This is a genomic window from Paraburkholderia sp. UCT70, from assembly GCF_050434085.1.
In the GTDB taxonomy this organism is placed as follows: Bacteria; Pseudomonadota; Gammaproteobacteria; order Burkholderiales; family Burkholderiaceae; genus Paraburkholderia; species Paraburkholderia tuberum.
This window is the reverse complement of the sequence record NZ_JBNPVZ010000002.1, coordinates 1639236-1662271: the sequence shown is the minus strand read 5'-3', so window position 1 is coordinate 1662271 and position 23036 is coordinate 1639236. Positions and strand designations below refer to the sequence as shown.

19 protein-coding genes and 1 pseudogene are annotated in these 23036 nt (G+C 64.9%); 13 read left to right on the top strand and 7 right to left on the bottom strand.

From position 1 onward, the window contains the following. Positions 1-267: 267 nt before the first annotated feature. Positions 268-1035 carry a response regulator gene (locus OKW41_RS10005; protein WP_429446676.1) on the top strand — a complete coding sequence of 256 codons (768 nt, stop codon included), beginning with the start codon at positions 268-270 and terminating at the stop codon, positions 1033-1035. A gap of 46 nt (positions 1036-1081) precedes the next feature. Here the strand turns inward: OKW41_RS10005 and OKW41_RS10000 are convergent, their stop codons facing one another. Then, positions 1082-2977, bottom strand: coding sequence for an ATP-binding response regulator (locus OKW41_RS10000; protein WP_429446674.1), 1896 nt, complete (start codon positions 2975-2977; stop codon positions 1082-1084). Between the two features lie 406 nt (positions 2978-3383). Between OKW41_RS10000 and OKW41_RS09995 the strand changes: the two genes are divergently transcribed. The 4 genes from OKW41_RS09995 to OKW41_RS09980 all read left to right on the top strand — a co-directional run bounded on the left by OKW41_RS09995 (position 3384) and on the right by OKW41_RS09980 (position 8416). After that, entirely contained in the window at positions 3384-4175 is a 792-nt protein-coding gene (locus tag OKW41_RS09995) for a hypothetical protein (protein ID WP_429572344.1), read from the top strand. A gap of 252 nt (positions 4176-4427) precedes the next feature. After that, positions 4428-7844: an alpha/beta fold hydrolase gene (locus OKW41_RS09990; protein ID WP_429572343.1), complete on the top strand. Its 3417-nt coding sequence runs from the start codon at positions 4428-4430 to the stop codon at positions 7842-7844. 148 nt (positions 7845-7992) lie between these two features. After that, positions 7993-8169 carry a hypothetical protein gene (locus OKW41_RS09985; protein WP_429446669.1) on the top strand — a complete coding sequence of 59 codons (177 nt, stop codon included), beginning with the start codon at positions 7993-7995 and terminating at the stop codon, positions 8167-8169. Between the two features lie 73 nt (positions 8170-8242). Further along, on the top strand, positions 8243-8416 hold the full coding sequence (locus OKW41_RS09980; protein ID WP_429446667.1) for a hypothetical protein: 174 nt from the start codon (positions 8243-8245) through the stop codon (positions 8414-8416). An 18-nt stretch (positions 8417-8434) separates the two neighbouring features. Here OKW41_RS09980 and OKW41_RS09975 read toward each other — a convergent pair whose 3' ends face one another. Next, a complete protein-coding gene (locus OKW41_RS09975; protein WP_429572342.1) occupies positions 8435-9877 on the bottom strand; it encodes an FAD-binding oxidoreductase in 1443 nt (480 codons plus the stop codon). A gap of 11 nt (positions 9878-9888) precedes the next feature. Beyond that, on the bottom strand, positions 9889-10863 hold the full coding sequence (locus tag OKW41_RS09970; RefSeq protein ID WP_429572341.1) for an isopenicillin N synthase family dioxygenase: 975 nt from the start codon (positions 10861-10863) through the stop codon (positions 9889-9891). Positions 10864-11100: 237 nt separating this feature from the next. On the opposite strand from OKW41_RS09970, the gene OKW41_RS09965 reads away from it, so the two are divergent. The 5 genes from OKW41_RS09965 (at position 11101) to hutC (OKW41_RS09945) (ending at position 15069) form a co-directional block, all read left to right on the top strand. After that, complete coding sequence (locus OKW41_RS09965; RefSeq protein ID WP_026225860.1) at positions 11101-11928, top strand: transporter substrate-binding domain-containing protein; 828 nt, start codon at positions 11101-11103, stop codon at positions 11926-11928. An 89-nt stretch (positions 11929-12017) separates the two neighbouring features. Further along, the gene (locus OKW41_RS09960; RefSeq protein WP_176105687.1) at positions 12018-12668 is read left to right on the top strand and encodes an amino acid ABC transporter permease; all 651 of its coding nucleotides are present in this window, start codon (positions 12018-12020) and stop codon (positions 12666-12668) included. A 28-nt stretch (positions 12669-12696) separates the two neighbouring features. Next, positions 12697-13359 carry an amino acid ABC transporter permease gene (locus OKW41_RS09955; protein ID WP_429446660.1) on the top strand — a complete coding sequence of 221 codons (663 nt, stop codon included), beginning with the start codon at positions 12697-12699 and terminating at the stop codon, positions 13357-13359. A 13-nt stretch (positions 13360-13372) separates the two neighbouring features. Next, positions 13373-14260, top strand: a complete 888-nt coding sequence (locus OKW41_RS09950) for an amino acid ABC transporter ATP-binding protein (RefSeq protein WP_429446658.1) — start codon at positions 13373-13375, stop codon at positions 14258-14260. Next, positions 14257-15069, top strand: a complete 813-nt coding sequence (gene hutC, locus OKW41_RS09945; RefSeq protein ID WP_184038599.1) for a histidine utilization repressor — start codon at positions 14257-14259, stop codon at positions 15067-15069. Before OKW41_RS09950 ends, hutC (OKW41_RS09945) begins: the two co-directional genes overlap by 4 nt. Before the next feature lie 218 nt (positions 15070-15287). Here hutC (OKW41_RS09945) and hutC (OKW41_RS09940) read toward each other — a convergent pair whose 3' ends face one another. The 4 genes from hutC (OKW41_RS09940) to OKW41_RS09925 form a co-directional block, all read right to left on the bottom strand. Next, entirely contained in the window at positions 15288-16079 is a 792-nt protein-coding gene (hutC, locus tag OKW41_RS09940) for a histidine utilization repressor (RefSeq protein WP_429572340.1), read from the bottom strand. A 111-nt stretch (positions 16080-16190) separates the two neighbouring features. Beyond that, positions 16191-16871: a methyltransferase family protein gene (locus OKW41_RS09935; RefSeq protein ID WP_429446989.1), complete on the bottom strand. Its 681-nt coding sequence runs from the start codon at positions 16869-16871 to the stop codon at positions 16191-16193. 23 nt (positions 16872-16894) lie between these two features. Further along, positions 16895-17731 carry an arylamine N-acetyltransferase family protein gene (locus OKW41_RS09930; RefSeq protein WP_429572339.1) on the bottom strand — a complete coding sequence of 279 codons (837 nt, stop codon included), beginning with the start codon at positions 17729-17731 and terminating at the stop codon, positions 16895-16897. 91 nt (positions 17732-17822) lie between these two features. After that, entirely contained in the window at positions 17823-18500 is a 678-nt protein-coding gene (locus OKW41_RS09925) for a hypothetical protein (RefSeq protein ID WP_429446653.1), read from the bottom strand. A 329-nt stretch (positions 18501-18829) separates the two neighbouring features. On the opposite strand from OKW41_RS09925, the gene OKW41_RS09920 reads away from it, so the two are divergent. From OKW41_RS09920 to efeB, 3 genes and pseudogenes are all read left to right on the top strand, one after another. Then, positions 18830-20353 (top strand): carbohydrate porin, encoded by a 1524-nt coding sequence (locus OKW41_RS09920; protein ID WP_429572338.1) that lies wholly within the window; start codon positions 18830-18832, stop codon positions 20351-20353. A gap of 181 nt (positions 20354-20534) precedes the next feature. Then, complete coding sequence (locus tag OKW41_RS09915; protein ID WP_429573380.1) at positions 20535-21629, top strand: hypothetical protein; 1095 nt, start codon at positions 20535-20537, stop codon at positions 21627-21629. A gap of 33 nt (positions 21630-21662) precedes the next feature. After that, positions 21663-22977 (top strand): annotated as a pseudogene (gene efeB, locus OKW41_RS09910) (iron uptake transporter deferrochelatase/peroxidase subunit). Positions 22978-23036: the final 59 nt, after the last annotated feature.

The window sequence follows — 23036 nt, the reverse complement described above, 5'->3', positions numbered from 1 at the left end:
CCACGCGGCGAGAACCGAGGCACGATTTCGGCGACGACCGCGGCATCAAAAGCAGCACGAATCGCAGCGTCAATGAACGGCAATCGGATCGACCCGTCCTGGGAGCCGAGGATCGACCAGGAAGCGCGGACGACCAGCCATGATGCGTGTCACGAGTACAGCAGTTAGTCATACTGCAACTACGCAGCCTGCAACTGCGCATGCTGCAACTGCGGCATGCGCAACGGCGGCAGCCCTCAACGGACAGGCTCGACTCGCGGAGACATCATGAAGTTTCTTGTAGCCGACGACCATGAACTGATCCGGCAAGGCGTCAAAGGCATGCTGCGCGGCTTCGATCCCGACGCCCAGTTCGACGAAGCCGACAGCTGGGAAACCCTTGCGAGCGCCGCGCGACCCGACGCGAATCACGATCTGGCGATCGTCGATCTGCATATGCCGGGCATGAGCGGCGCGACGTCGCTCGAAACGCTGCTGAAGGCGAATCCGGCGCTGCCGGTCGTGGTGCTGTCCGCGGAGGAATCGCCCGACGAGATGCGCGCGGTGCTCGCGGCCGGCGCGCTCGGCTTCGTGCCCAAGCGCCAGCCCGCCAGCGTGATGCTGAAGGCGATCGAACTGGTGCTGTCCGGCGGTGCCTATGTGCCGATCGAGGCGCTGAGTCTGCTCGGCTCGCGCGAGACGCAGGCGGGCACCGGTGCGGATGGATCGGCACGTGTGCCGGCCCCGGGCGCCGCCGCGCAAGCCGTCCGCGGGCCGGGCCCCGGCACCGTCCCGCAGATCGAACCGGTCACGCAGGTACCGTCGCTGCAGCCGCATCAGCAGCATCTGCTGGAGAACCTGTCACCACGTCAGCAGGACATCATGCGGCTCGTGCATCGCGGCTGGACCAACAAGATGATCGCGCGCGATCTCGGCGTCGCCGAAGGCACGGTGAAGGTGCATCTGTCGGTGATCTTTCGGGCGCTTGGTGTGCATAACCGGTCGACGGCGATCGCCGTAATCAATGGATGGCTGGAGGCCGGGAAGACGTTGTAGCGCATTGTGCTGCGCCGCAAGCCCAACCCGTCTTTGTTTCCCGCCTCTAAGGCTGCGTTTCGCTTTGCGCGCCTGAGCCCGCTTCGGCTTGCGGCGAGCCAGCCGCGGCGGGTGGCGGCGGTGGGTCGTCCACCGCTCCGCCCCCCAACACCACCGCACCCGCCGGCCGCCCCTGATCAAGCTCCGCCTGCTGCCACAGCATTTCCAGCGTGCGCCGCAACCGCGCCGGCGTCACCGGCTTGTGCAGCACCGGAATCCCCTGCAACGCGAGCGCCGTCAGCTCCGCCGACGCCATATCGCCGGTGATCAGCAGCGTCACCACATTGCCGTGCCCCTCCTCCCGCGCAAGCACGCCCCGTATCGCGCTCAGCGCCTGCGCGCCGGTGCGGTGATTGGCGAGCTGGTAGTCGCACAGCACCGCATCGGGCACGAAGCCGTCCGCGAGCGCGGCGAGCGCGCCGGCTTCGTCGCGCGCGCCGCGCACGTCGCAGCCCCATCGCTCGAGCAGACTCGCGAGGCCTTCGAGTATCGACGGCTCGTCGTCGATGCACAGCACGCGCCGCCCCTGCGCGGCCGGGCCGCCCGCGACCGAATCGTTAAGACTCGCGACGATGCCGCTCGCGTCACCCGCCTGCACCGCAAAGCGGAACACCGAGCCGCGCCCCGGCGCCGAGCGGAGCTGCAACTCGCCGCCGAGCAGGCCGACGAGCCGCCTGACGGTCGGCAGCCCGAGCCCATGCCCCTGACGCGCGTCGCGCTGTGGATTCTCGACCTGGTAAAACTCCTCGAAAACGCGCTCGTGCTCCTGCGGCGCAATGCCGACGCCCGAATCGCGCACCTCGATATAGCCGCCCTTCTGTCGCCCCGCGCGCCGGAAGCCGAGCCAGATCGCGCCTTGCTCCGTATAACGCACCGCGTTCGACAGCAGATTGCTCAACACGCGTTCGAGCAGCACCGGATCGTCGTAGACGACCATCGTCGTAGGCGCGATGCGCAGCGCGAGCCCCTTCGCCGCGGCCTGCGGACGATACTGGCTACCAACCCGTTCGAACAGCTCGGAGAGCCGGAAGTGCAACCGGATCACCTGGGTCACGCCGCTTTCGAGCCGCGCGAGATCGAGCACCTGGTTGAACAGCTGATTGAGCGCCTCGACGTTATACACGATGTGCCCGGCCGTCTTCGCGTGCTGCGCGGGCGTCGCCGCCGGATCGTTCAGAGATGCCGCAAGCAGGCCGATCGCATGCAGCGGCTGACGCAGATCGTGGCTTGCCGCCGCGAAAAAGCGCGTCTTCGCGAGGCTCGCTTCTTCGGCGACGCGCTTTTGCGCGGCCAGCGATTCCGCGAGGTATTGCTGATCGACACGCGCCTGCACGACCTGGCGAAACAGCTTGCGATAGCTCATCGCGTAGACGTTGATCGCGCAGAAGAAGAACGCGAGCACGATCGCGAGAATCGTGCGATCGAACGTATGCGAGCCGAAATGCAGCACGATCGACGGCAGCAGCAGAAATGGAATCGACGTCGAAAAATTGAGGAGATCGAATCCATTCGACATGAACACGCCGGCCGCGAGCGTCACCAGCATTACGGTATGCAATAACGGCAGATCGGTTTGCGGACTCTGGAACGCGAACCACACCGCGAAGCCCGGCCCGCTATAGAGGAGCACGCCGCGCAGCGCGTGCAGATAGATCCAGTCGCGCGGCGAGACGAGCTGCGGATAGCGGCGATTGCAAATCCACAGCGCCAAGCCCGCGCAATTGGCGAGCGCATAAAAAACGAAGCACGCGATAAACAGCGGCGGGGCCGGCACATGCGGCCAGTAGATCGCCACCAGGACCGCGATCGAAAACCAGTGCGAAAAGAACGCGATCGGATCCTGCGCGTAGAGCACGCGCACGAGGTCTTCGTCGATGGCACGCTGGATCGGGTCGGCCCGCATGGGGCGGTCTCCTCTGTCGATCGGCGTGAGCGCTTTAGCGCTTACGCCGATCCCACGCAGCTTTATCGCAGGGGCATGGCAACTTCGTTGACACGAAACACTGACGAAGCGGCGGCGCTCCGGCGCTTCGTGGCAATCGCGGGTCGAACCGGGCGACCGAGCGCGCCCGCCCGCGCGGTCTATTCTACGGCGAATGTCCGCTCCTCAGATGAATCGTCAGCAATCCATCAGAAGGTTTACCCGGCAGTTTACCCATCGGCTAACACTTAATCCATATAGGCGAAGGCCTTGCCGCGAACCATACTGCATTCACGTTTCAGCGCGGCATTTCAGCCACCTTCCCTCGAGCCGCGGCCCACGCGCCGCGGCTCGCCGCGCTCCCTGCCAACCGTGACGGAGGTTTTCCATGGGCGCAGTCCCGAGCTACGAGTTCGCCCGCCAACTCGACGACGCGATCCTCCCCGATCTGTGGCGCAGGCGCACCCGGCTCTCAGCGGACGAAATGGTGTCGATGGTCGAACTGGTCAAGCGCGCGTTGCGGACCTACCACCCGCTCGAACTGCAGGCGCTCGGCGAGGACAAGGAAGAACTGGTCGCTCAGTTCATCTACGCGAAGGTGTTGCGCCTCGCGCCCGGCCACACCGAAACGAACGCGCGCGCCGACAGCGCACCGTCCAACAGCTACGCGGTATGCGCGTATTTCCGCCGCTATCTGATCGACTGCCTGCGCAGCGCGTGCCATCAGCGCAATGTGTCGATGGAGACCGAGGGCGTCGCGCAGGAAATCGATCTGCACGCGCACGCGCTCGAAGACCCGGTGGAAAGCGTGCTGCTGCAATACGGCCTCGACGAACAGCGTGTGCGGCGCGCGGCGCGCGAGTTCATCGAAGGGCTCGACGAACCCGAGCGGATCGTGCTGGCCGGCAGCCTCGGCTGGTGCTCGGAAGGCAAAGGCGGGCTTTCGGCGGTCGCGGCTCAGCATCGGGTGCCCTCTTATCACTATCGCGCCGTCAAACTCGGCGTCACCACGAAAAAGACGGCCGGCGCCGAGGAATTTTCCAACACCAAGCTCGGCCGCTGGCTCACCGACGCGCTCGGCATCGAGATCGACGTCGACAATCGCGCGGCGATTCTGGTTGCGCTGAATCTGCTCGCGGTGGAATCGAGCGATAGCGAATTCTATGAAGTGGCCGCGTAATAGTTCGGATAACCAACAAGCCACATAAGAAGCGCGATAAGTGCGCATGCCCGTACGGCCGGGTACGCCCGGCAACGGCCGGCCGGGCGTGCCGCCCTGAACGTCGCACGCTACGACTTCGGCGCGCCCTCCACGGCGCGCTTTTTTTGCGTCGATATTCCGCCTACGATAAAAAAGCTCCCGCAGCACGCCGTCTTTGTTCCGAAGTCGAGCTTCCGTTCCCCACATCCGATTCCAGACGAGGTGGTCCTGATGAACCGCTTATCGAGCGCGCCGACGGCGCTGCAACGGCATTACGAAGTGGTCGTGATCGGCTCGGGCTACGGCGGCGCGATCGCCGCGAGCCGCATGGCGCGCGCGGGCCGTCGCGTGTGCGTGCTCGAGCGCGGCCGCGAATTCATGGCCGGCGAGTATCCGCGCACGCCCGTGCAGGGCATCGATCAGATCCAGTACAACACGGCCGAGGCGCAGATCGGTTCGCCGCTCGCGCTGATCGAAGTGCACGTGAACGAAGACGTCAACGCGGTGGTGGGCTGTGGGCTCGGCGGGACGTCGCTGATCAATGCGAACGTAGCGCTGGAAGCCGATCCGCGCCTGTGGGACGACCCGCGCTGGCCGGCCGCGCTGCGCGCCGACCAAGCCGGACGCGACGACGGCTATGCGCTCGCCTGGAAAATGCTGTCACCGTCGCCGGTGCCCGACGATTTCCCGCCGCTGCCGAAGCTCCAGGCGCTCGAAAAATCGGCGCAGGCGCTCGGCATGGCCGACCGCTTCAGCCGTCCGCCGATCACGGTCACGTTCAAGGACGGCCCGAACGCGGCGGGCGTCGAGCAGCAGCGCTGCGTCGGTTGCGGCGATTGCAACTCCGGTTGCAACTACGACGCGAAGAATTCGACCCACATGAACTATCTGCCCGACGCGGTCGCCCACGGCGCGCAGATTTTCACCGGCACGGCCGTGCATTCGGTGCTGCGCGATCCCGACACGCAGCAATGGAAGGTCAACTTCCAGCTCGTGAAGCTCGGCCGCGAAAGCTACGACGCGCCCGATCTGTTCGTGCTGGCCGATATCGTCATCGTCGCGGCGGGCACGATCGGCTCGACCGCGCTGCTGCTGCGCTCGCGCGACGCGGGCTTGAGCACGTCGGAGATGCTCGGCCAGCATTTCACCGGCAACGGCGACGTGCTCGCCTTCGCGTACAACACGAGGGACACGATCAACGGCGTCGGCTGGGGCGAACACAAGCCGGGGCAGATTCCGCCGGTCGGGCCGACCATCACCGGCCTGATCGACAATCGCGCCGACGAGAAAAACGTCAAGGATGGCTATGTGATCGAGGAAGGCTCGCTGGCCGGTGCGGTCGGCGAGGCGCTCGTCGGCATGCTCGGCGCGGTCGCGCCGCTCGAAGGCGTGGATGCGGCTGGGGCTCCGTCGCTCCTCGAGCGCATGAGTTATGACGCGCGTACGCTCGAAAGCCTGATCCGCGGCCCGTACCACGGTGCGCTGAATCACACGCAAAGCTACCTCGTGATGGCGCACGACGACGAAAGCGGCCGCATCACGGTCGGCGACAAAGGCCGTGCGCGCATCGAATGGAAAAACGCGGGACGCCAGCCGATCTTCCAGAGCATCGAGAACGTGCTGATCGAGGCGACCAAACCGCTCGGCGGCAAATATCTGCGCAACCCGATTTCGACGAAGATCGCCGGCCGGCACACCGTCACCGTGCATCCGCTCGGCGGCTGCGGCATGGGCGAGGACGCCGCGCATGGCGTGGTCGATCATCTGGGCCGCGTGTTCAGCGGCACGGCCGGCGTCGCGGTGCACGACGGCCTCTATGTGATGGACGGCGCGGTGATGCCGATGTCGCTCGGCGTCAATCCGCTCCTGACCATCTCCGCGCTCGCAGAGCGCAATTGCGCGCTGCTGGCCAAAGCGCACGACTGGTCGATCGACTACATGTCGAAGGGCACCGCCGCCGCGCCGCCCGCACAGAAGATCGGCCTGCGCTTCACCGAGACGATGGTCGGCACCTACACGCCCAGCGTGGCGGGCGAAGCCGCGAAGAGCCCGATCGAATTCACGCTGACGGTCGAGTCCGACGATCTCGCCGACATGCTGAGCAACCCGAATCATCTCGCGCGCACCGCCGGCACACTGACCTGCCCCGCCCTGTCCGCCCAACCGCTGACGATCAGCGACGGCACGTTCAACCTGTTCGTCGTCGACGAATCCGACGTCGACGAACGCAACATGAACTACCGGATGACGCTCGACTCGGTCGAAGGCAACACCTGGTATCTGACCGGCAAGAAGATCATCACGCGCACGTCGCCGATCAACCTGTGGGAGCAGACCAACACGCTGTATGCGGAGATTCGCGCCGCAGCGCAGGACGATGCGCCCGTCGTCGGCACCGCGACGCTGATCATCACGCCCGAAAACTTCCTGAAGCAGCAGCGCACGCTCGAAGTCACCCACGCGCCCGACCTGAAGACGCGCCTCGAATGGACGCTGAAGTTCGGCAAGTTCTTCGCGGGCGTGCTGTTCACCGAATACGGCGGCGTGGCCGCGCCGCTCCAGTTCTACGATCCATACATACCGCCGCGCGCGAAACGCACGCTGCGCGCGCCGGCGCCGCAGGTCACGTACTTCGACACACCCGACCGCACGCGGCTCAAGCTCACGCGCTACTGCGATCCGGCCGCGGGCAAAGCCGCGAAGCCGATCCTGCTGATCCACGGCTCGGGCGTATCGAGCCGCATCTTCTCGACCGATCTGATACCGACCAACCTCGTCGAATATCTGTACGCGTCGGGCTACGACGTGTGGCTCGTCGATCTGCGCGTCAGCATCGAACTGCCGAGCGTGCTCGTGCCGACCAACGTCGACAAAGTCGCGCGCGAGGACATTCCCGCCGCCGTCGCGAAGATTCGCGAAGTGACCGGCGCGCCGAACATTCAGGTACTCGGCCACTGCCTGGGCGGCCTCGCGCTCAGCATGTCGCTTCTCCATGGACTCGACGGCGTGCGCTCGGCGGTGATTTCGCAGGTGTCCGCGCATCCGGTGCCGGGCACGTTGCAACGGATCAAGGCCGGCTTGCATATTCCCGACCTGATGCAGCATCTGCGCATACGCGACCTCACCGCCTATACGCAGGAAGATTCGTGGCCCGCGAACCTGTTCGACGAAGCGCTGCGTCTCTATCCGCTCGATCACGGCGAGGGCTGCGGCAATCCGATCTGTCATCGCGCGACGTTCCTGTATGGCCTGCTCTACGAGCACGACAAGCTGAACGAGGCGCTGCATGCGAATCTGCAGGAACTGTTCGGCATTCACGACATGGCCGTGTTCCAGCATCTGGCCACGATGGTGCGCGCGGGCCAGGTCGTCGATGCGCGCGGCGACGACGTGTATCTGACCGGCGCGGACGGCATGAAAGGACTCGAGGGCATGCGTTTGCCGATCGGCTTCATTCACGGCGAGAAGAACGAAACCTATCTGCCGGTCAGCACGGCGCGCACTTACGACCTGCTGCGCGAGCGCTTCCCCGAGCAGCCGTACGAGCGGCATCTGATTCCAGGCTATGGGCATATCGACTGCATCTTCGGCAAGAACGCGGCGGTCGATGTTTATCCGTTGATCGTCAGCTATCTGAACGCGCATTGACGGCAGAGCATGTAAAACAAGAGATTTTGATAGAAGCCGGCGTGTCGCAATATTGCGTGGATTTGTTCGACCACTATCTCAAAATCACGAGGCGCGATTAATACGTTAGCATCGACCCTGTCGTAAAGGCGAGGCGCAAAGCTTCCGATTGCATCCGGTTGGCGGCGACGGTGTTTCATTCGGATGTATCACGCTGAAAAGCGTCGCCGACTTTAGCAAGCTTCGACATGCGCTCCTGCATACGCCGACTGTTCAGGCCGGTAGTTCAGGGCTACACGCTTACGGATGGATCGAGGTAACGACAATTGGCGACACTTGCCCGTAGACTTTGCAAGCTGTTTCTTTTTTTGGCTTTGTTTTTGTTATCGGTGCGATATGTCCACACGTACCCATCACCCATGACGCTGGAGCAGCAGCAAATATTGATCGAAATCTCCGATAAGCTCGGAGTGGCCGATTATGAACTGCTTTACATCGGCGCAATGACGGCTATAGATCTGATTGCGGCGATCGTTATTTACGTGCTGACCGTGAAAATATGGCGGACTTGCACGCGAGGGAGAAGTCGTTGATTTGCTTCTCATCGAAACTCAGAACAGCTTGCCCGGATTCAAAATGCCGTTCGGATCGAGCGCACGCTTGATCGCGACCATCGCGGCAAGCTCGGCCGGCGAGCGCGAAATCGGCAGGAACTCGCGCTTCAGCGAACCGATGCCATGTTCCGCCGACACCGACCCGCGCAACGGTCCGAGCATCTCGTAGACGAACGTATAGACCGCGTGATGATCGACGCCCCGAATCGAATGGCCATCGACAGTCAAATGCAGATTCGAATCGCCGATATGCCCGAAGAAATACGCTTCGTTGCCGGGCCAGCGCTGATCGAGCGCCGCGCGGCAACGGTCGACGAACGTGCCGATCTCGCCGATCGGCAGACTCACGTCGAAGTTGATCGGATCGAGCTTGATCGGAAACTCCGCGGTGCACTCGCGGATCGCCCATAGCGCGCGCGCATCGGCGACCGATTGCGCGATCACCGCGTCGCGCAGCGCGCCCGCTTGCAGCGCATCGGTCAGCGCCTGGGCGAAACGTTCCCCAGCGTCGTCGGCATCGAAGCCCGCGTGTTCAATCAGCGCATAGAGCGGATGCGCGGCGTCGAACGGCGAGCGCGCGCCGGTCAGCTTCACGCCGAAATCGTAGAAGTCCGGCCACATGATCTCGAACGCGCCGATGTCGTTGCCGAAGCGCGTCGCGAGACGGCGCAACAGGCTCACCGCGGCATCGTAATCGTCGAGCGCGACGAGCGCCGTATGGCGCGCCGCACGTCGCGGATGCAGCCGCAGCACCGCGCGCGTGATCACGCCGAGCGTGCCCTCCGAACCGATGAACCAGTGCTTCAGGTCATAGCCGGTGTTGTTCTTGACCATCTTGCCGAGCGAACTGAGCACGTCGCCATTGGCGAGTACCACTTCGAGCCCGAGCACCTGGTCGCGCGCGGTGCCGGACTGGATCACGCGATTGCCGCCCGCGTTGGTCGCGAGATTGCCGCCGATCTGGCATGAGCCGCGCGCGCCGAGGTCGAGCGCGAGTTCGAAGCCCGCTGCTTCGGCGGCTTCCTGCGCGGCCTGTAACGTGGTGCCGGCACATACGGTCAGCGTGGCCGACGCCGCGTCGAGTTCTTCGACGCCGCTCAGGCGTTCCAGCGACAACGCGATATCGTTGGCGCGCGCGATCGCGCCGCCCGCGAGTCCGGTCATACCGCCTTGCGGTACCACCGGCTGATGCGCGGCGTGGCAGATCGCGAGCGCACGCGATACTTCGTCGGTCGTGCGCGGCATCAGCAGCGCCGCCGGACGCGTCGGCTCGTGGCGCGTCCAGTCGGTCAGCGCGCGTTCGCCGATCTGCTCGCCGACGCGCACCGCGTCGATGCCGAGCGCGGCGCGCAAGGCCTCGAGTGTCGTCGCGAGCGGTGCGGTTGCGGTAGGGGTTGCGGTCGGGGTCGTCTTGTCGTCGGTGATGCTCGGTTCTGTCATGCAGGAGGTCCTTACTGTGCGGTAGCGGCGAGTTTCTTGCGGTAGCCCATCGAATCGTTGATGCGGCCGAGGATATAGTCGCCCGCGGCGACCGGCTGATATTTGCTTTGCGCGTCGCTCGCGCCGAGCTCACGCGGATCGACGAGCGCGCCGTAGGTCGGATCGTAGAACGTCGCGATCGAATAGCGTTCGCGCCCCGATGCGTTGATCACGCGATGCAGCGTCGAGCGGAAGCGGTCGTTGGTCCAGCGCGCGAGCAGATCGCCGACGTTCACGACGAAGCTGCCTTCGACGGGCGGCGCCTCGACCCACGTATCGTTGGCGATTTCGCGCACCTGCAGGCCGCCGACCTGATCCTGCCACAGCAATGTGATGCAGCCGTAGTCGGTGTGCGGCGCGACGCCGAACTGATCTTCGTCCGACTGCTGCGGCTGCGGCGGGTAGTAGACCATTTGTGTGCGCTGCATGCGCTTCGTGTAGCGCGGCGCGAAGAAATTTTCTTCGATGCCGAGACTCACCGCGACCGCGCGCAGCAGATCGGCCCCGCACGCGCCGAGCGCCTCGTAATAGTCATACAGCACCGGCCGCAACCCGGGCATGAAGTCCGGCCAATTGTTCGGCCCGCGTAGTGCCTGGCCCGCCAGCACGTCGGGATCGTCTTCCGGCAGTTCGAGGCCGATGCTGAAGAACTCCTTGTAATCGGGCCGCTTCGCCTGATACATCGTCGCATCGCCAAGCGCATTGAAGCCGCGATGCCGATGATTGACCGCCGCGCGTCGTTTCGTGTCGACCGGAAACGCGAAGAAAGTGCGCGCGGCCTGCGCGGCGGCATCGATCTTCGCTTGCGGCACGCCGTGATTGACGATGTAGAAAAAACCGATCGTCGTACACGCTTCATGAATTTCCTTCGCGACGCGTCGGAGCGCCTGCTGATCGCCCGCGTGCACGCCAGCGACATCGATGATCGGAATGCGGGTCACGGGCATCGCGCGGCTCCTTCGAGGATCGGTATTGCAGTGGTATATACCGGCAAAAGCAGAGCCGCAAGTTGCTTCGCTCGCCTCGATATCAGGGCTTTCTCTACTCGAGCGAGCATTTATTTTTCGCTGGAAACGCGGTATATACTGCCCAGCGAGGCCCGCATCGCGCCGCCGGCGCGGCGGGTCCTAACGAAGACTTCGACACGCCGGCGACCCAACACCAATTCGCCCCCGGAGAACCCCATGCGTATCCTTGCAGGATGGAAATGTCGTCTGGTCATGCTGGCGCTGTGCGCGGCAAGCGTCGCCGCGCACGCCGAAGACCAGCTCGCCAAAGTGAAGAAAGCCGGCGAACTGGTGGTCGGCACCGAAATGCAGTTCGCGCCATTCGACTTTCTAGAGAACGGTCAGCAAGCCGGCTTCAACAAGGAGCTGTTCGCGGAGATCGGCAAGGAAATCGGCGTCAAGGTGCGCTTCATCGATCTGCCGTGGCCGAGCGTGCTGCCCGGTCTCGAAGCGGGCAAATTCGATATGGTCGGTGGCCCGCTGACGGTCACGAAGGCGCGCATGGAACGCTACACGTACACGCTGCCCGTCGCCGATGCGACCGACGCGCTGCTCAAGCGCGCGAACGATGCGTCGATCAAGCAATCGTCGGATATCGCGGGCAAGACGGTCGGCGCGGGCAAAGGCACCGCGCAGCTGGACCAGCTGAAGAGCTACGCGGCCACGCTGCCGAAGCAGCCTGAAATCCGCGAGTACGTCGACAACAATCAGGCTTACGCGGACCTCGCGGCGGGCCGCATCGCCGCGGCAGCGAACTCGATGACCAACATCGCGTATGTCGCGAAGCAGCGCCCCGAGATGTTCGCGGTCGTGCAGCCGCCGTTCGGCGCGAAGGTGTACTTCGCGTATGCATTGCGTAAGGACGCCGACAGCAAACCGCTCGCCGACGCGTTCAACGCAGCGCTCGTGAAGATGCAGAAGGATGGCCGCCTCGCCGCGTTGCAGAAAAAGTGGTTCGGTGTCGCGATGGAGATGCCGTCCACGATGCCCACGCCGAACTACTGAGCGTCTTCAACGTGGGCGTCCCGCGTCGTGCAATAGTTTCGCCGTAGCGCGGCGCGCGACGCCCTTCCCGTTTCCACCGGCCGCGACCCATGTTCAACACGACCGTCTTCGTTCAGGGCCTGCCGCTGCTGCTGCATGCGGCGCTCGCCACCGTCGGCATTTCTCTGACGGGGCTCGTGATCGGATTCTTCGTCGGCATCGGCGTGTGCACCGCGCGGCTGTCGCAGCATCGCGCCGCGCGCCTCGCGGGCGGCGCCTACGTGTTTTTCTTTCGCGGCGTGCCGATGCTCGTGCAGCTGCTGCTCGTGTACTACCTGCTGCCGTTCGCCGGCATCAACGTGTCGCCGATCGTCGCCGCGATCAGCGCGGTGTCCTTGTGCTCGGCCTCGTACATCGCCGAGATTCTGCGCGGCGGTTTTCTGAGCATTCCGCCCGGACATCTCGAAGCCGCGCGCATGCTCGGGCTTTCCCCGCTCGATACGCTGCGGCGCATTCTGGTGCCGCAAGCATTCCGTTTGACGCTGCCGTCGCTCGTCAACGAAATGGTGCTGCTGATCAAGGCTTCTTCGCTGATCTCGGTGGTCGGCGTCGCCGAGTTGACGCGCACCGCGCAGAACATCGCCGCGAGCACTTACCGGCCGCTCGAAGCGTATGTCGCGGCGGGGCTCATCTACTTCGTGATCTGCGGTTCGCTCGCGCTGGTCGCGCATGCGGCCGAACACCGTTTGCAGCACGCCTGAATCGACTCACGTTTAAGCGAACCTCGCCATGCAAACGTTCGACCCGACCGTCATCACGCACAACCTGCAGCCGATCGCCGCCGGCCTGGCGACGACGCTCGGCAGCTGGGCCGCGGGCGTCGCAATCGGTCTCGCGATCGGCTTCCTGATCGCGGTGCTGCAACTGTTCTGCGGACGCTGGCTGCGCGCCGTGTTGCGTGTCTACATCGAGTTGCTGCGCGGCACGCCGTTTCTCGTGCAGCTGTTTCTGCTGTATTACGCTGGCCCGTCCATCGGCCTCACGCTCGAACCGATGACGGCTGGCATCGTCGGCCTCGGCCTCTACGGCAGCGCGTATTTCGCCGAGGCGTTCCGCTCCGGCTTCCAGTCGGTGCCCAAAGGCCATCTCGAAGCGGCGGCGTGTCTCGGACTCACGCGCTGGCAGGCGATCCTGCGCATCCAGGCGCCGCAGATGCTGGTGCTGATCGTGCCCGCGCTGACCAATCTGATCATCGTGTTGAGCAAGGAAACGGCAGTACTGTCGATCGTCACGGTGCCCGAACTGACGTTCGTGCTGACCGGCATCGGCTCGGCCACCTTCGCTTTCGTCGAAACCCTGCTGGTGCTGTGCGTGTGCTATCTCGCTCTAGTCGAGCTGACCTCGCGCGCGGGCATGTGGGCCGAAGCCCGCCTCGCACGCTTCATGGCATGATTCCGGAACACCTATGAACGCCATCGCCGACATGTCCTCCCCCGCGCAATCTTCCGCGCCGTCCGCCAGCGCAACGGCGAACGCGTCGAATGCCGCGCCGCTGATCGAGGTGCGCGATCTGCGCAAACGCTTCGGCGATGTCGAGGTGCTGCGCGGCGTCGATCTCGAGATCGCGCGCTCGGAAGTGGTCTGCATCATCGGGCCGTCGGGCTCGGGCAAGAGCACGCTGCTGCGCTGCCTCGCCGCGCTCGAAACCTACGATCACGGCGACGTGCGCATCGAAGGCGAACTGCTCGGCTATACCGAGCGCAACGGCAAACGCGTGCGCGCCTCGCAGGGCGAGATCAACCGCGTGCGCCGCAACGTCGGCATGGTGTTCCAGCACTTCAACCTGTGGCCGCACATGACCGCGCTCGGCAACGTGATGGAAGCGCTGCTGCGCGTGCAGCGCCTGTCGCACGACGAAGCGCGCCGCCGCGCGAGCGCGATGCTGGAGACGGTCGGCCTCTCGCACAAGGGCGACGCGTATCCGGCGAAACTGTCGGGCGGTCAACAGCAACGCGTCGCGATTGCGCGCGCACTCGCGATGGAGCCGCACATCATGCTGTTCGACGAACCGACGTCGGCGCTCGATCCGGAGCTGGTCGGCGAGGTGCTGCAGGTGATGAAGCAGCTCGCGCGCGACGGCATGACGATGGCCGTGGTCACCCACGAAATGGGTTTTGCCGCGCAGGTCGCCGACAAGGTCGTGTTCATCGATCAAGGCCGCATCGCCGTGCAGGGCAAACCGCGCGACGTGTTTCACGATGCCGCGCAGCCGCGTCTGCGGCAGTTTCTGCAAAACTACTTCGACCGCAATGCGTTCTGGACGCGCGGCCCCGACGACACCCCGCCCCTATGAGCGCCACCGTTCGCAACAAGCCTCATGGCAAATCGTCCGCCAGCGCGGCCAGCGCCGCGGCCAAAATCGCGCGCGGCAGCGACGAAGCGCCGGCCGCGCGCTACGAGCAGGTCAAACAGCACATTCGCCAGATCATCGGCTCGGGCGAACGCCAGGCGGGCGACCGTCTGCCTTCGGAGCTCGACCTCGTCGCGACGCTCGGCGTCTCGCGCATGACGGTCAACCGCGCGCTGCGCGAACTCGCCGACGCGGGGCTCGTCACGCGCCTATCGGGCGTCGGTACTTTCGTCGCGCCGAACAAGCCGCAGTCCACGCTATTGATGATCGCCCATATCGGCGACGAGATCCGCTCGCGCGGCCACGCTTATCGTTGCGATATGGTGCTGTTGCAGCGCGAGACCGCGTCGGTCACGGTGTCGAACGCCTTGGGGCTGGCGCCGGGCGCTTCGGTGTTTCATGTGATCTGCGTGCATCGCGAGAACGGTCTGCCGGTGCAGCTCGAAGATCGCTATGTGAATCCGGCCGTCGCGCCGGATTTTCTGCAGCACGATTTCTCGGCGCTGAAGCCGTCCGAGTATCTGCTGACGGTCGTGCCGATGCACGATCTCGAACACGTGGTCGACGCGGCGCTGCCGACGCCTGCCGAAGCAGAGCTGCTCGAAATTCACGCCGAAGAACCGTGCCTGACGCTGACGCGCCGCACGTGGACGGGCGGCGTCGCCGTGACGTTCGCGCGTTTCGTGCATCCGGGTTCGCGCTACCGGCTCGGCTGCCGCTTTTCGCCGAATACCTCGCAGCGCCAGGGATAACGCGCGCTTCAGAAACCGTACCAGGGCCTGTTCACGTTAATAACGGGCTTGCGCTGGCCGCCAGAAGGGCCGAGCGCAAGGATTGCGGCGCAACGAATACTCGACGTATTCGCAAGGAGCATGACGCGGCGATCGGCCCTTCTGGCGGCCAGCCCCTTGAAGGTTTTTTTAAAACAGGGGAACGTGCCTTTCCGCCCGTATTGCGGCGTGAACAGGCCCTAGACGGTCCCCGCCAGATGAAAACGCGACGCCGGATGCCATAGCCGCACCGACGTCGCGACGTTCTCGCCGACCCACGTGCGCCGCCACAGCAGCAGACACGGCTCGCCGATATCCATCATCAGATGACGCCGCACATAGGCCTCGGGCTTTTGCGCGTAGATGCGAAACTCGGCGCGCTGCACGGGCGCGAGCCGCACCATGTAGTGATTCGGCGTTTCGACCGAGAAGTCCTGCTGCAGATATTCAGGGAACACCCTCGGATTGACGAAGCGGTCCTCGTACTGGATCGGCTCGCCCTCCTCGCTGTGCACGATGCACGAGTGAAACGCGGGACCGCTCGCGAGACCGAGCGCTTCGAGCGCATCGGCGTCGTCGCTCGGTTCGAGCGTCAGCACGCGCGCCGAATGACGATGACCGCGCGCGGCGATTTCATCGGCGATATTGCGGATCTCCAGCACCGTAGATTCATACCGCTGCGGCGCGACGAAGGTGCCCGAGCCTTGCACGCGCGTGAGCACGCGCTCGGCGGTCAGCTCGCGCAGCGCGCGCGACACCGTCATGCGCGCGACGCCGAACTCCTTGACCAGTTCCGTTTCGGAAGGGATCAGCCCGCCCGGCTTCCATGCGCCTTCGCTGATGCGCTGAAGCACGTAGCGTTTGATCTGCTCGTAGGCGGGCATCGCCTTGACCGGCGTGTCGCGATCGCGATCGCGATCGCGTTCGGCGGAATGCTGTTTCTGCTCCGCTTGTGCGGCGGGCGCTATACGCGCCTGTGTCGTTGTTTTCACTCCAAACCTCATCGGTGGTTCGCCGGTGGTACATGAGGTACACCGTGGCCGGTTCTCCGACGGCCGGGCCCAATCTTACCCGGTTCGACGCTGGCAGACGGCTGGAACGCGCTACCAGATAAACGGCACGAAACGGTAACGCACACGAGCCATGTATTGGGTGTAGCCATCGAGCTGCCCTGCGAGCAGCCGCTCCTCGCGCACCGCGCGCCAGCCCATCCCGTACGCCATCACGGGCAGCGCCACCAGCCCCCACCACGAGCCGAGCATCAGCGGCGTGCCGACGAAGAACACCAGCGCGGCCGCGTACATCGGATGACGGACGTACGCGTAGGGCCCGGTGTCGGCGACCTTGTGCCCGCGACTCGACTGAATCTTGACCACCGGTGCGGCATAGCTGTTCGCGCGAAACACGAACCGGCACATGAAGATGCACAGGAACACGCACAACGCGCCGAGGCCCATGAGCCACGACGGCAGAGGCGCGGACCAGCGAAACCGCATCGCGTCGAAACCCATCAGGATCAGCCAGCCGCACCACGCGGCCCCGATCGCGGCCATGAACACACGATCCCAGCGGCTCTGCTGCGCCTGCACGAACGGCGCGAGCCGCTCCGCGAGCAGCGCGGGATCATGACGCGCGAGCCACAAGCCGAGCCACAGGCTCAATACCGCCAGCTCGAACAGATACCACCACGCGGCCGGCCACGCGAGCGTGCCGGCCGCGCCGAACAGCAGCACGCCCATGAAAACCAGCCACGCCAGCGATTGCAGGATCAGACGTGCGACCATCGCGGCTCCCTTGAGCGGTCGGCTCATGCGGCCTCATCGCGCGTGCGCACGCGCTCGAACACGTCGGCGATATCGATGTCCTCCAGATTCAAGCCGAAACGCTCACGCAGACAGTCGGCGAGTTCGGCGGCGCTCGCAAGGCGCCGTTCGTTGACGATCTGCCCTCGTGCGTCGCGCTCGTTGAACTGATCGTTGAATAGCGCCAGGCGCAGTTCGGGCAACACGCGGCACGCCAGCAGGTTATGAACGAACTTCGAATCCGGTGACGTCGACGTGTACCAGTTCGAGGTTTCGTAGTCGATCCACTCGACTGCGCGCAGATCGACGTGATAAACGCGGGTCCAGCTCTCGTCCGGCGCCAGCACCTCGAGATAGACGGTGTCGCGCCCCGCGTCGGCGAGACGGAACGTGCCGAGCGGAATCGGCTGCGCGAGGCCGGCGGTCAGCCGCAGCGGCGCGGTCAGCATCACGGCGCCGAAGCCGACGTCGGCGATCCATTCGTCGCCGTCGATATCGACGCGCAGCACCATATGCGTGCGCGGCGAGATCGTGCCGGGGTCGCGGCCCCACACGACGCGCGCAAGCATCGGCGTGACCTTGAAGCCGAGTTGCATCAGCACGTTCGCGAACAGAATGTTCTGCTCGAAGCAGTAGCCACCGCGCTTTTCGGTCACGAGCTTGCGTTCCACGGCTTCGAGCTCGAGCCTGACGGGCCGGCCCGTCAACGGGTTCAGGTTCTCGAACGGGATCGCGGCGGGATGGAGCCGGTGAATCGCCCGCAGCACGTCGAGCGTGGCGGCGCGCGGGCCCTGATAGCCGATCCGGGCGAAGTAGTCTTCCAGATTGATGGTGTGGGACATCGGCGGAATTCCGGTTGGGTTGCGGGTTCGACGCGATCATAGCGGCTTTCGGCGCTGAATCGACCGCGCGCGGGACGAAGCGAAAGTGCGCTTACAACCCCTTCAACGCCGACGTCGCGATCGATGGCACCGTAATGCCGTGGCTCGATGCGAACTGCACGGCCGAGCTCAGCGTCGACATCAGCGACTGCAACTGCCCCGGCGCCGATTGCGCGATATACGAAGCGCTTTGCGCGGTCTGCGGATTGAGGCCCGATTGCAGCAGCGACGACGGACTCATCTGACCGAGGCTGCCGAGCCCCGACTGCAAGCTCGAATACTGGCTCACACCCTTGCCGAGCGACGACAGACCCTGCGTGAACGCTTCCTTGTTGACCGGCGTCGCAGACGCGCCGCCACTTGCATGATTCGCGAACGCATCGGTCAGCTTCTGCGACAGCGACTGCTGGGTGCTGCCGACCTGCGTCAACTGACTGACCGACGGCGCGCCGCCGCTGAGCAGCCCCGCCGCCTGCTGCGCCTGGCCGGCGGCACTCGTCATGCCCATCGCCGACGCGAGGCTCGACTGTCCGCTCAGCACCTGCTGGTTCGCGCCCACGTAACTCTGCAGCAACTGCGACACGCCGCCCGACGACGCCCCGGCACCCGCCGCGCTATCGCCGCCCCCGCCGATGCCGAACTGCTTCAGATTCAACTGCGCGTGCGCTGCGCCGCCCAGCAACAGACCACCACTCACCAGCAACGAAACCAGAAGAATGCGCTTGCCCATTTCTACCTCCTTACTTTGACTTTCGGGGTGACTCGTGCGCTTCGACACCTCGCCGTTTCACACGTTCGGCCTGACTACATCAATACGTTTTCATTACGCGCTAATGAATGCCTGCTTACGTCCTCATAAAGTTTAGGCACAGTCCGTAAATCCGGGAATTACATGCCAGCAATCTTGTTGCGAATCGTTCTCATTTGTGTTGACTACCGCAATCCGCCTGCGTACGATCACGCCATCAGCCGCTTTGGCAGCCGGGGACAACACGCGATGTCGCGCAAGGCAGTCGCAGATTGATCACATCGGTCGAAACAACACTCATAAGGATTTCGATGAAGTTCGCTCAACTCAATGGATCGCGTGCCAATGCGCGTCCGGTTTGCGACTCTTCCGCAGGTCCGGGCGCAACTCATCGTACGCGTTTGCCTTCGATGCGGCGCGTCGCACTGTGCACGGCCTTCGCGTGTGCCTCGTTGACCGCCCACGCGGCGCTGGCCGAAGCCAATCCCGATGCGAACCCCGAAGCGCCCGAGGCCGACCTGAACATTCAGGCGACGCAGACCAACCAGTGGACGGGCCTCTGGAACCGCCAGCAATTGCTCGGCGACATGGGCGGCCTGCGTCCGTGGCTCGGCAAGTACGGCATGACCTTCACGCTGACCGAAACCAGCGAAGTGCTGGCCAATCTGCGCGGCGGTCTCGCGCGCGGCGTCAACTACGACGGCCTGACCACCGCGACCTTGCAGATGGATACGCAAAAGGCGTTCGGCCTGCCGGGCGGCCTCTTCAACGTCAGCGCACTGCAAATTCACGGCGCGAACCTGAGCGCGAACAAGCTCGGCACGTTGAATACCGCGAGCGGCATCGAGGCCGACGACGCGACGCGTCTGTGGGAGCTCTGGTATCAGCAGTCGTTCCTGAACAAACGCGTGGACGTGAAGATCGGTCAGCAGAGTCTCGACCAGGAATTCATCACGAGCACGTATGCGGCCCTGTTCCTCAACACGATGTTCGGCTGGCCCGCGCTGCCCTCGTACGACATGCCGTCGGGCGGTCCCGCCTATCCGCTCGCGGGTCTCGGCGTGCGCGTGCGCGGCCAGATCACCCCTTCGTTGACCGCGCTTGCCGGCGTGTATTCGGGCGACCCGCTCGGCAACGACCCGGACAACATGAGCGGCACGAACTTCAACCTGCATAACGGCGCGTTGTGGATCGGCGAGTTGCAGTACTCGATCAACCAGCCGGCCGAAGGCGAAATGGTCGGCATGGGCGTCCGCGGTCTGCCGGGCACCTACAAGCTCGGCGTCTGGTACAACACCAACAAGTTCGCCGATCAGCGCTACGACAACATGGGGCTGTCGCTCGCGAATCCGGCGTCGACCGGCATTCCGGTGAATCACAGCGGCAACTACAGCTTCTATGCGGTCGCCGATCAGATGGTGTGGCGCCCCGACTCCGACGCACCACGCAGTCTCGGCGTGTTCGCGCGCGTGATGGGCGCGCCGGGCGACCGCAACCTCGTGCAAGTCGCGGCCAACCTCGGCGTCGTGCTGAAGGCGCCGTTCAAGGGCCGTGACAACGACAGCGCCGGTCTCGCGCTGACCTACATCAAGGTCGGCAGTCACGTGAACGGACTCGACAAGGACTTCCTGGCATTCAACGGCAGCCCCTACGGCGTGCGCACCAGCGAAACCACGCTCGAGGCGACCTACCAATATCAGGTCAATCCGTGGTGGCAGTTGCAGGCCGACGCGCAATACACGTTCAACGCCGGTGCGGGCCAGAACCCGAACGACCCGACGCAGCCGCTGCGCAACACCTTCGTCGTCGGCGTGCGGACCAATATCAACTTCTGACGCCGCCCGCCGCGCGCTTTCAACCTCGCAAGCACATGCCACCCCACGCAACCGGACCAGCACTTCCCATGCTTTCTATCGTCGCCGCCACTCCCGCTTTGTGCACCCGCACGGAGGCCCAATCGTGAATCAACTTACGCGCAAGCTTGCGGCGCGCGCCGCGCGAGCCCTGCTCGCCGCGATGGCCGGCGCCGCCGCTCTCACGGTGGCCGCCAGCGCGCAGGCCGAGCCGCAAGGCTTCCTTGAAACGATCAAGCATCACACGACGCTGATCAACACCGTGCCGGATAACGGCGACCAGAATCCGTACGCGCTCGTGGTCGCGCCGGTCAGCGCGGGCACCGTGAAGAAAGGCGACGTGCTGGTCGGCAACTTCAACAACTCGACGAACCTGCAGGGCACCGGCAGCACGATCATCGACTATCACCCGGACACCAGACAGATGACGGTGTTCGCGACCGTGCCGCGCGATCTGAAGGAATGCCCGGGCGGCATCGGCCTGTCGACCGCGATGACGATGCTGAAGTCGGGCTGGGTGATCGTCGGCAGCACGCCGAGCAACGACGGCACGACCGGCACCAAGGGCGCTGGCTGCCTGATCGTGATCGACCCGCAAGGCAAGATCGCGTCGACGATCTCGACGCCGAACATCAACGATCCGTGGGGCAACATGGCGGTCGTCGACAACGGCACGAGCGCAACGCTGTTCGTCAGCAACGCGGGCTTCGGCGTCGGCGGCGCGCAAGGCAATCCGCCCGTGTTCAAGCAGGCCACCGTGCTGCGCCTCGATCTCGACGTGCCGGAAGGCAAGCCGCCCGTCGTGAAGCAGGAAACCGTGATCGGCAGCGGCTTCGGCGCGCAGGCCGACAAGGGCGTGTTCCTCGTCGGGCCGACCGGCCTCGCGCTGTCGGCCGATCAGAAGATGCTGTACGTGTCCGATGCGATCGGCAACCGCCTCACCGAGATCGACGATCCGCTCACGCGCGACAGCAGCGCGGGCGTCGGCCGCCAGTTGACCGCCGACGGCCTGCTGCATCGTCCGCTCGCGATGGTCACCGCGCCCAATGGCCACCTGCTGGTGACCAACGCGTTGAACGGCCAGGTCGTCGAGATCGATCCGGCGACCGGCAAGCAGCTGTACGCACGCTGGATCGATACCGACAAGGCGCAATCGCCCCCCGGCAACGGCGACCTGTTCGGTATCGCGATGACGCCGGAAGGCGACGGCTTCTACTACGTCGAAGACGACGTGAACACGCTGGTGCTCGCGAAGTAGGCGGCACCCAGGTTTCAGGAAGGTGAATTGACCATGACAAACGATCACCCCCCACGGCGGTCACGACGCGGCTTCCTGAAGGCGGGGGGCGCGGCGTTCGCCGCCGGCGCGAGTCTCGGCGCAGGCCTCGCGACCTCGCCGCCCGCGCTCGCGAAGGCGCCCGCGCATAGCGCCCAGAACGCCGATCCGCAGTTCGCGGCCGAGCCGTTCTACGGTCCGCATCAAGGCGGCATCGTCACGCCGCAGCAGAGCCACACCTACGTCGCCGCGCTCGATCTGACCACCGACAAGCGCGACGAAGTGATCGCCCTGCTGCGCACGTGGACCGAAGCAGCCGCGCGTCTGACGCAAGGCGGCACGGCCTTCGCGCTGCCCGCCGGCGACGGCGGCGGCGACCAGGCCGCCCCCGATTCCGGCGACGTGCTGGGTCTCGGCCCGAACGGTCTGACGATCACGTTCGGCTTAGGCCCCGGCCTCTTCACCAGGGACGGCAAGGACCGCTACGGGCTCGCGTCGCGCCGCCCCGCCGCGCTCGTCGATTTGCCGCGCTTCAACGGCGATCAGCTGATCAAGGAGAAGACCGGCGGCGACCTGTTCATCCAGGCGTGCGCGAACGACGCGCAGGTTGCGTTTCACGCGGTACGCCAACTGACGCGCCGTGCCTACGGCGTCGCCGCGATGCGCTGGGGCCAGGCCGGTTTTCTGTCCGGTCCGCGCGCTCAGACGCCGCGCAACCTGATGGGCTTCAAGGACGGCACCAACAATCCGTCGACCGCGAAGCCTGGACTGATGAACCAGTTCGTGTGGGCTCGCGCCACCGACGACGCGCCGTGGATGCAAGGCGGCACCTACACGGTCGTGCGCCGCATCCGCATCACGCTCGAACACTGGGACAACACCGAGCTCGGTTTCCAGGAACAGGTGTTCGGCCGCCACAAGTACAGCGGCGCGCCGATCGGCAGCAAGAATGAATTCGACGCGGTGGATCTGAAGGCCGAGGACAAGGACGGTAACCCGGTGATCCCCGAGAACTCGCACGTGCGTCTGTCGAATCCGGCGAGCAACAACGGCGCGCAGATTCTGCGCCGCTCGTATTCGTACAACGAAGGCACGAACTTCTATATCGAGCGCTGGCCGCCGTGGCGCCAGGAAACCGAGTACGACGCGGGGGCTGATTTTCATCGCGCACCAGAGCGACCCGCGCACCGGCTTCATCCCGATCAACGACCGGCTCGCGAAGTTCGACATGATGAACCAGTTCACAACCCACGTCGGCAGCGCGATTTTCATCGTGCCGCCGGGCGCGAAGCCGGGTTCGTATGTCGGCGCGGGGCTGTTCGAGACGTGATGCAGCAAATGAAGCACGCCGGGCGTGCAGCGCCTGGCTCACTCAACACAATCAAAACG

What these genes read in the sequence shown, in the direction of transcription:
- OKW41_RS10005 (WP_429446676.1), top strand. Translation starts at nt 268, where the DNA reads ATGAAGTTTCTTGTAGCCGACGACCATGAACTGATCCGGCAAGGCGTC.
- OKW41_RS10000 (WP_429446674.1), bottom strand. Translation starts at nt 2,977, where the DNA reads ATGCGGGCCGACCCGATCCAGCGTGCCATCGACGAAGACCTCGTGCGC.
- OKW41_RS09995 (WP_429572344.1), top strand. Translation starts at nt 3,384, where the DNA reads ATGGGCGCAGTCCCGAGCTACGAGTTCGCCCGCCAACTCGACGACGCG.
- OKW41_RS09990 (WP_429572343.1), top strand. Translation starts at nt 4,428, where the DNA reads ATGAACCGCTTATCGAGCGCGCCGACGGCGCTGCAACGGCATTACGAA.
- OKW41_RS09980 (WP_429446667.1), top strand. Translation starts at nt 8,243, where the DNA reads ATGACGCTGGAGCAGCAGCAAATATTGATCGAAATCTCCGATAAGCTC.
- OKW41_RS09975 (WP_429572342.1), bottom strand. Translation starts at nt 9,877, where the DNA reads ATGACAGAACCGAGCATCACCGACGACAAGACGACCCCGACCGCAACC.
- OKW41_RS09970 (WP_429572341.1), bottom strand. Translation starts at nt 10,863, where the DNA reads ATGCCCGTGACCCGCATTCCGATCATCGATGTCGCTGGCGTGCACGCG.
- OKW41_RS09965 (WP_026225860.1), top strand. Translation starts at nt 11,101, where the DNA reads ATGCGTATCCTTGCAGGATGGAAATGTCGTCTGGTCATGCTGGCGCTG.
- OKW41_RS09960 (WP_176105687.1), top strand. Translation starts at nt 12,018, where the DNA reads ATGTTCAACACGACCGTCTTCGTTCAGGGCCTGCCGCTGCTGCTGCAT.
- OKW41_RS09955 (WP_429446660.1), top strand. Translation starts at nt 12,697, where the DNA reads ATGCAAACGTTCGACCCGACCGTCATCACGCACAACCTGCAGCCGATC.
- OKW41_RS09950 (WP_429446658.1), top strand. Translation starts at nt 13,373, where the DNA reads ATGAACGCCATCGCCGACATGTCCTCCCCCGCGCAATCTTCCGCGCCG.
- hutC (WP_184038599.1), top strand. Translation starts at nt 14,257, where the DNA reads ATGAGCGCCACCGTTCGCAACAAGCCTCATGGCAAATCGTCCGCCAGC.
- OKW41_RS09935 (WP_429446989.1), bottom strand. Translation starts at nt 16,871, where the DNA reads ATGGTCGCACGTCTGATCCTGCAATCGCTGGCGTGGCTGGTTTTCATG.
- OKW41_RS09930 (WP_429572339.1), bottom strand. Translation starts at nt 17,731, where the DNA reads ATGTCCCACACCATCAATCTGGAAGACTACTTCGCCCGGATCGGCTAT.
- OKW41_RS09925 (WP_429446653.1), bottom strand. Translation starts at nt 18,500, where the DNA reads ATGGGCAAGCGCATTCTTCTGGTTTCGTTGCTGGTGAGTGGTGGTCTG.
- OKW41_RS09920 (WP_429572338.1), top strand. Translation starts at nt 18,830, where the DNA reads ATGAAGTTCGCTCAACTCAATGGATCGCGTGCCAATGCGCGTCCGGTT.
- OKW41_RS09915 (WP_429573380.1), top strand. Translation starts at nt 20,535, where the DNA reads ATGGCCGGCGCCGCCGCTCTCACGGTGGCCGCCAGCGCGCAGGCCGAG.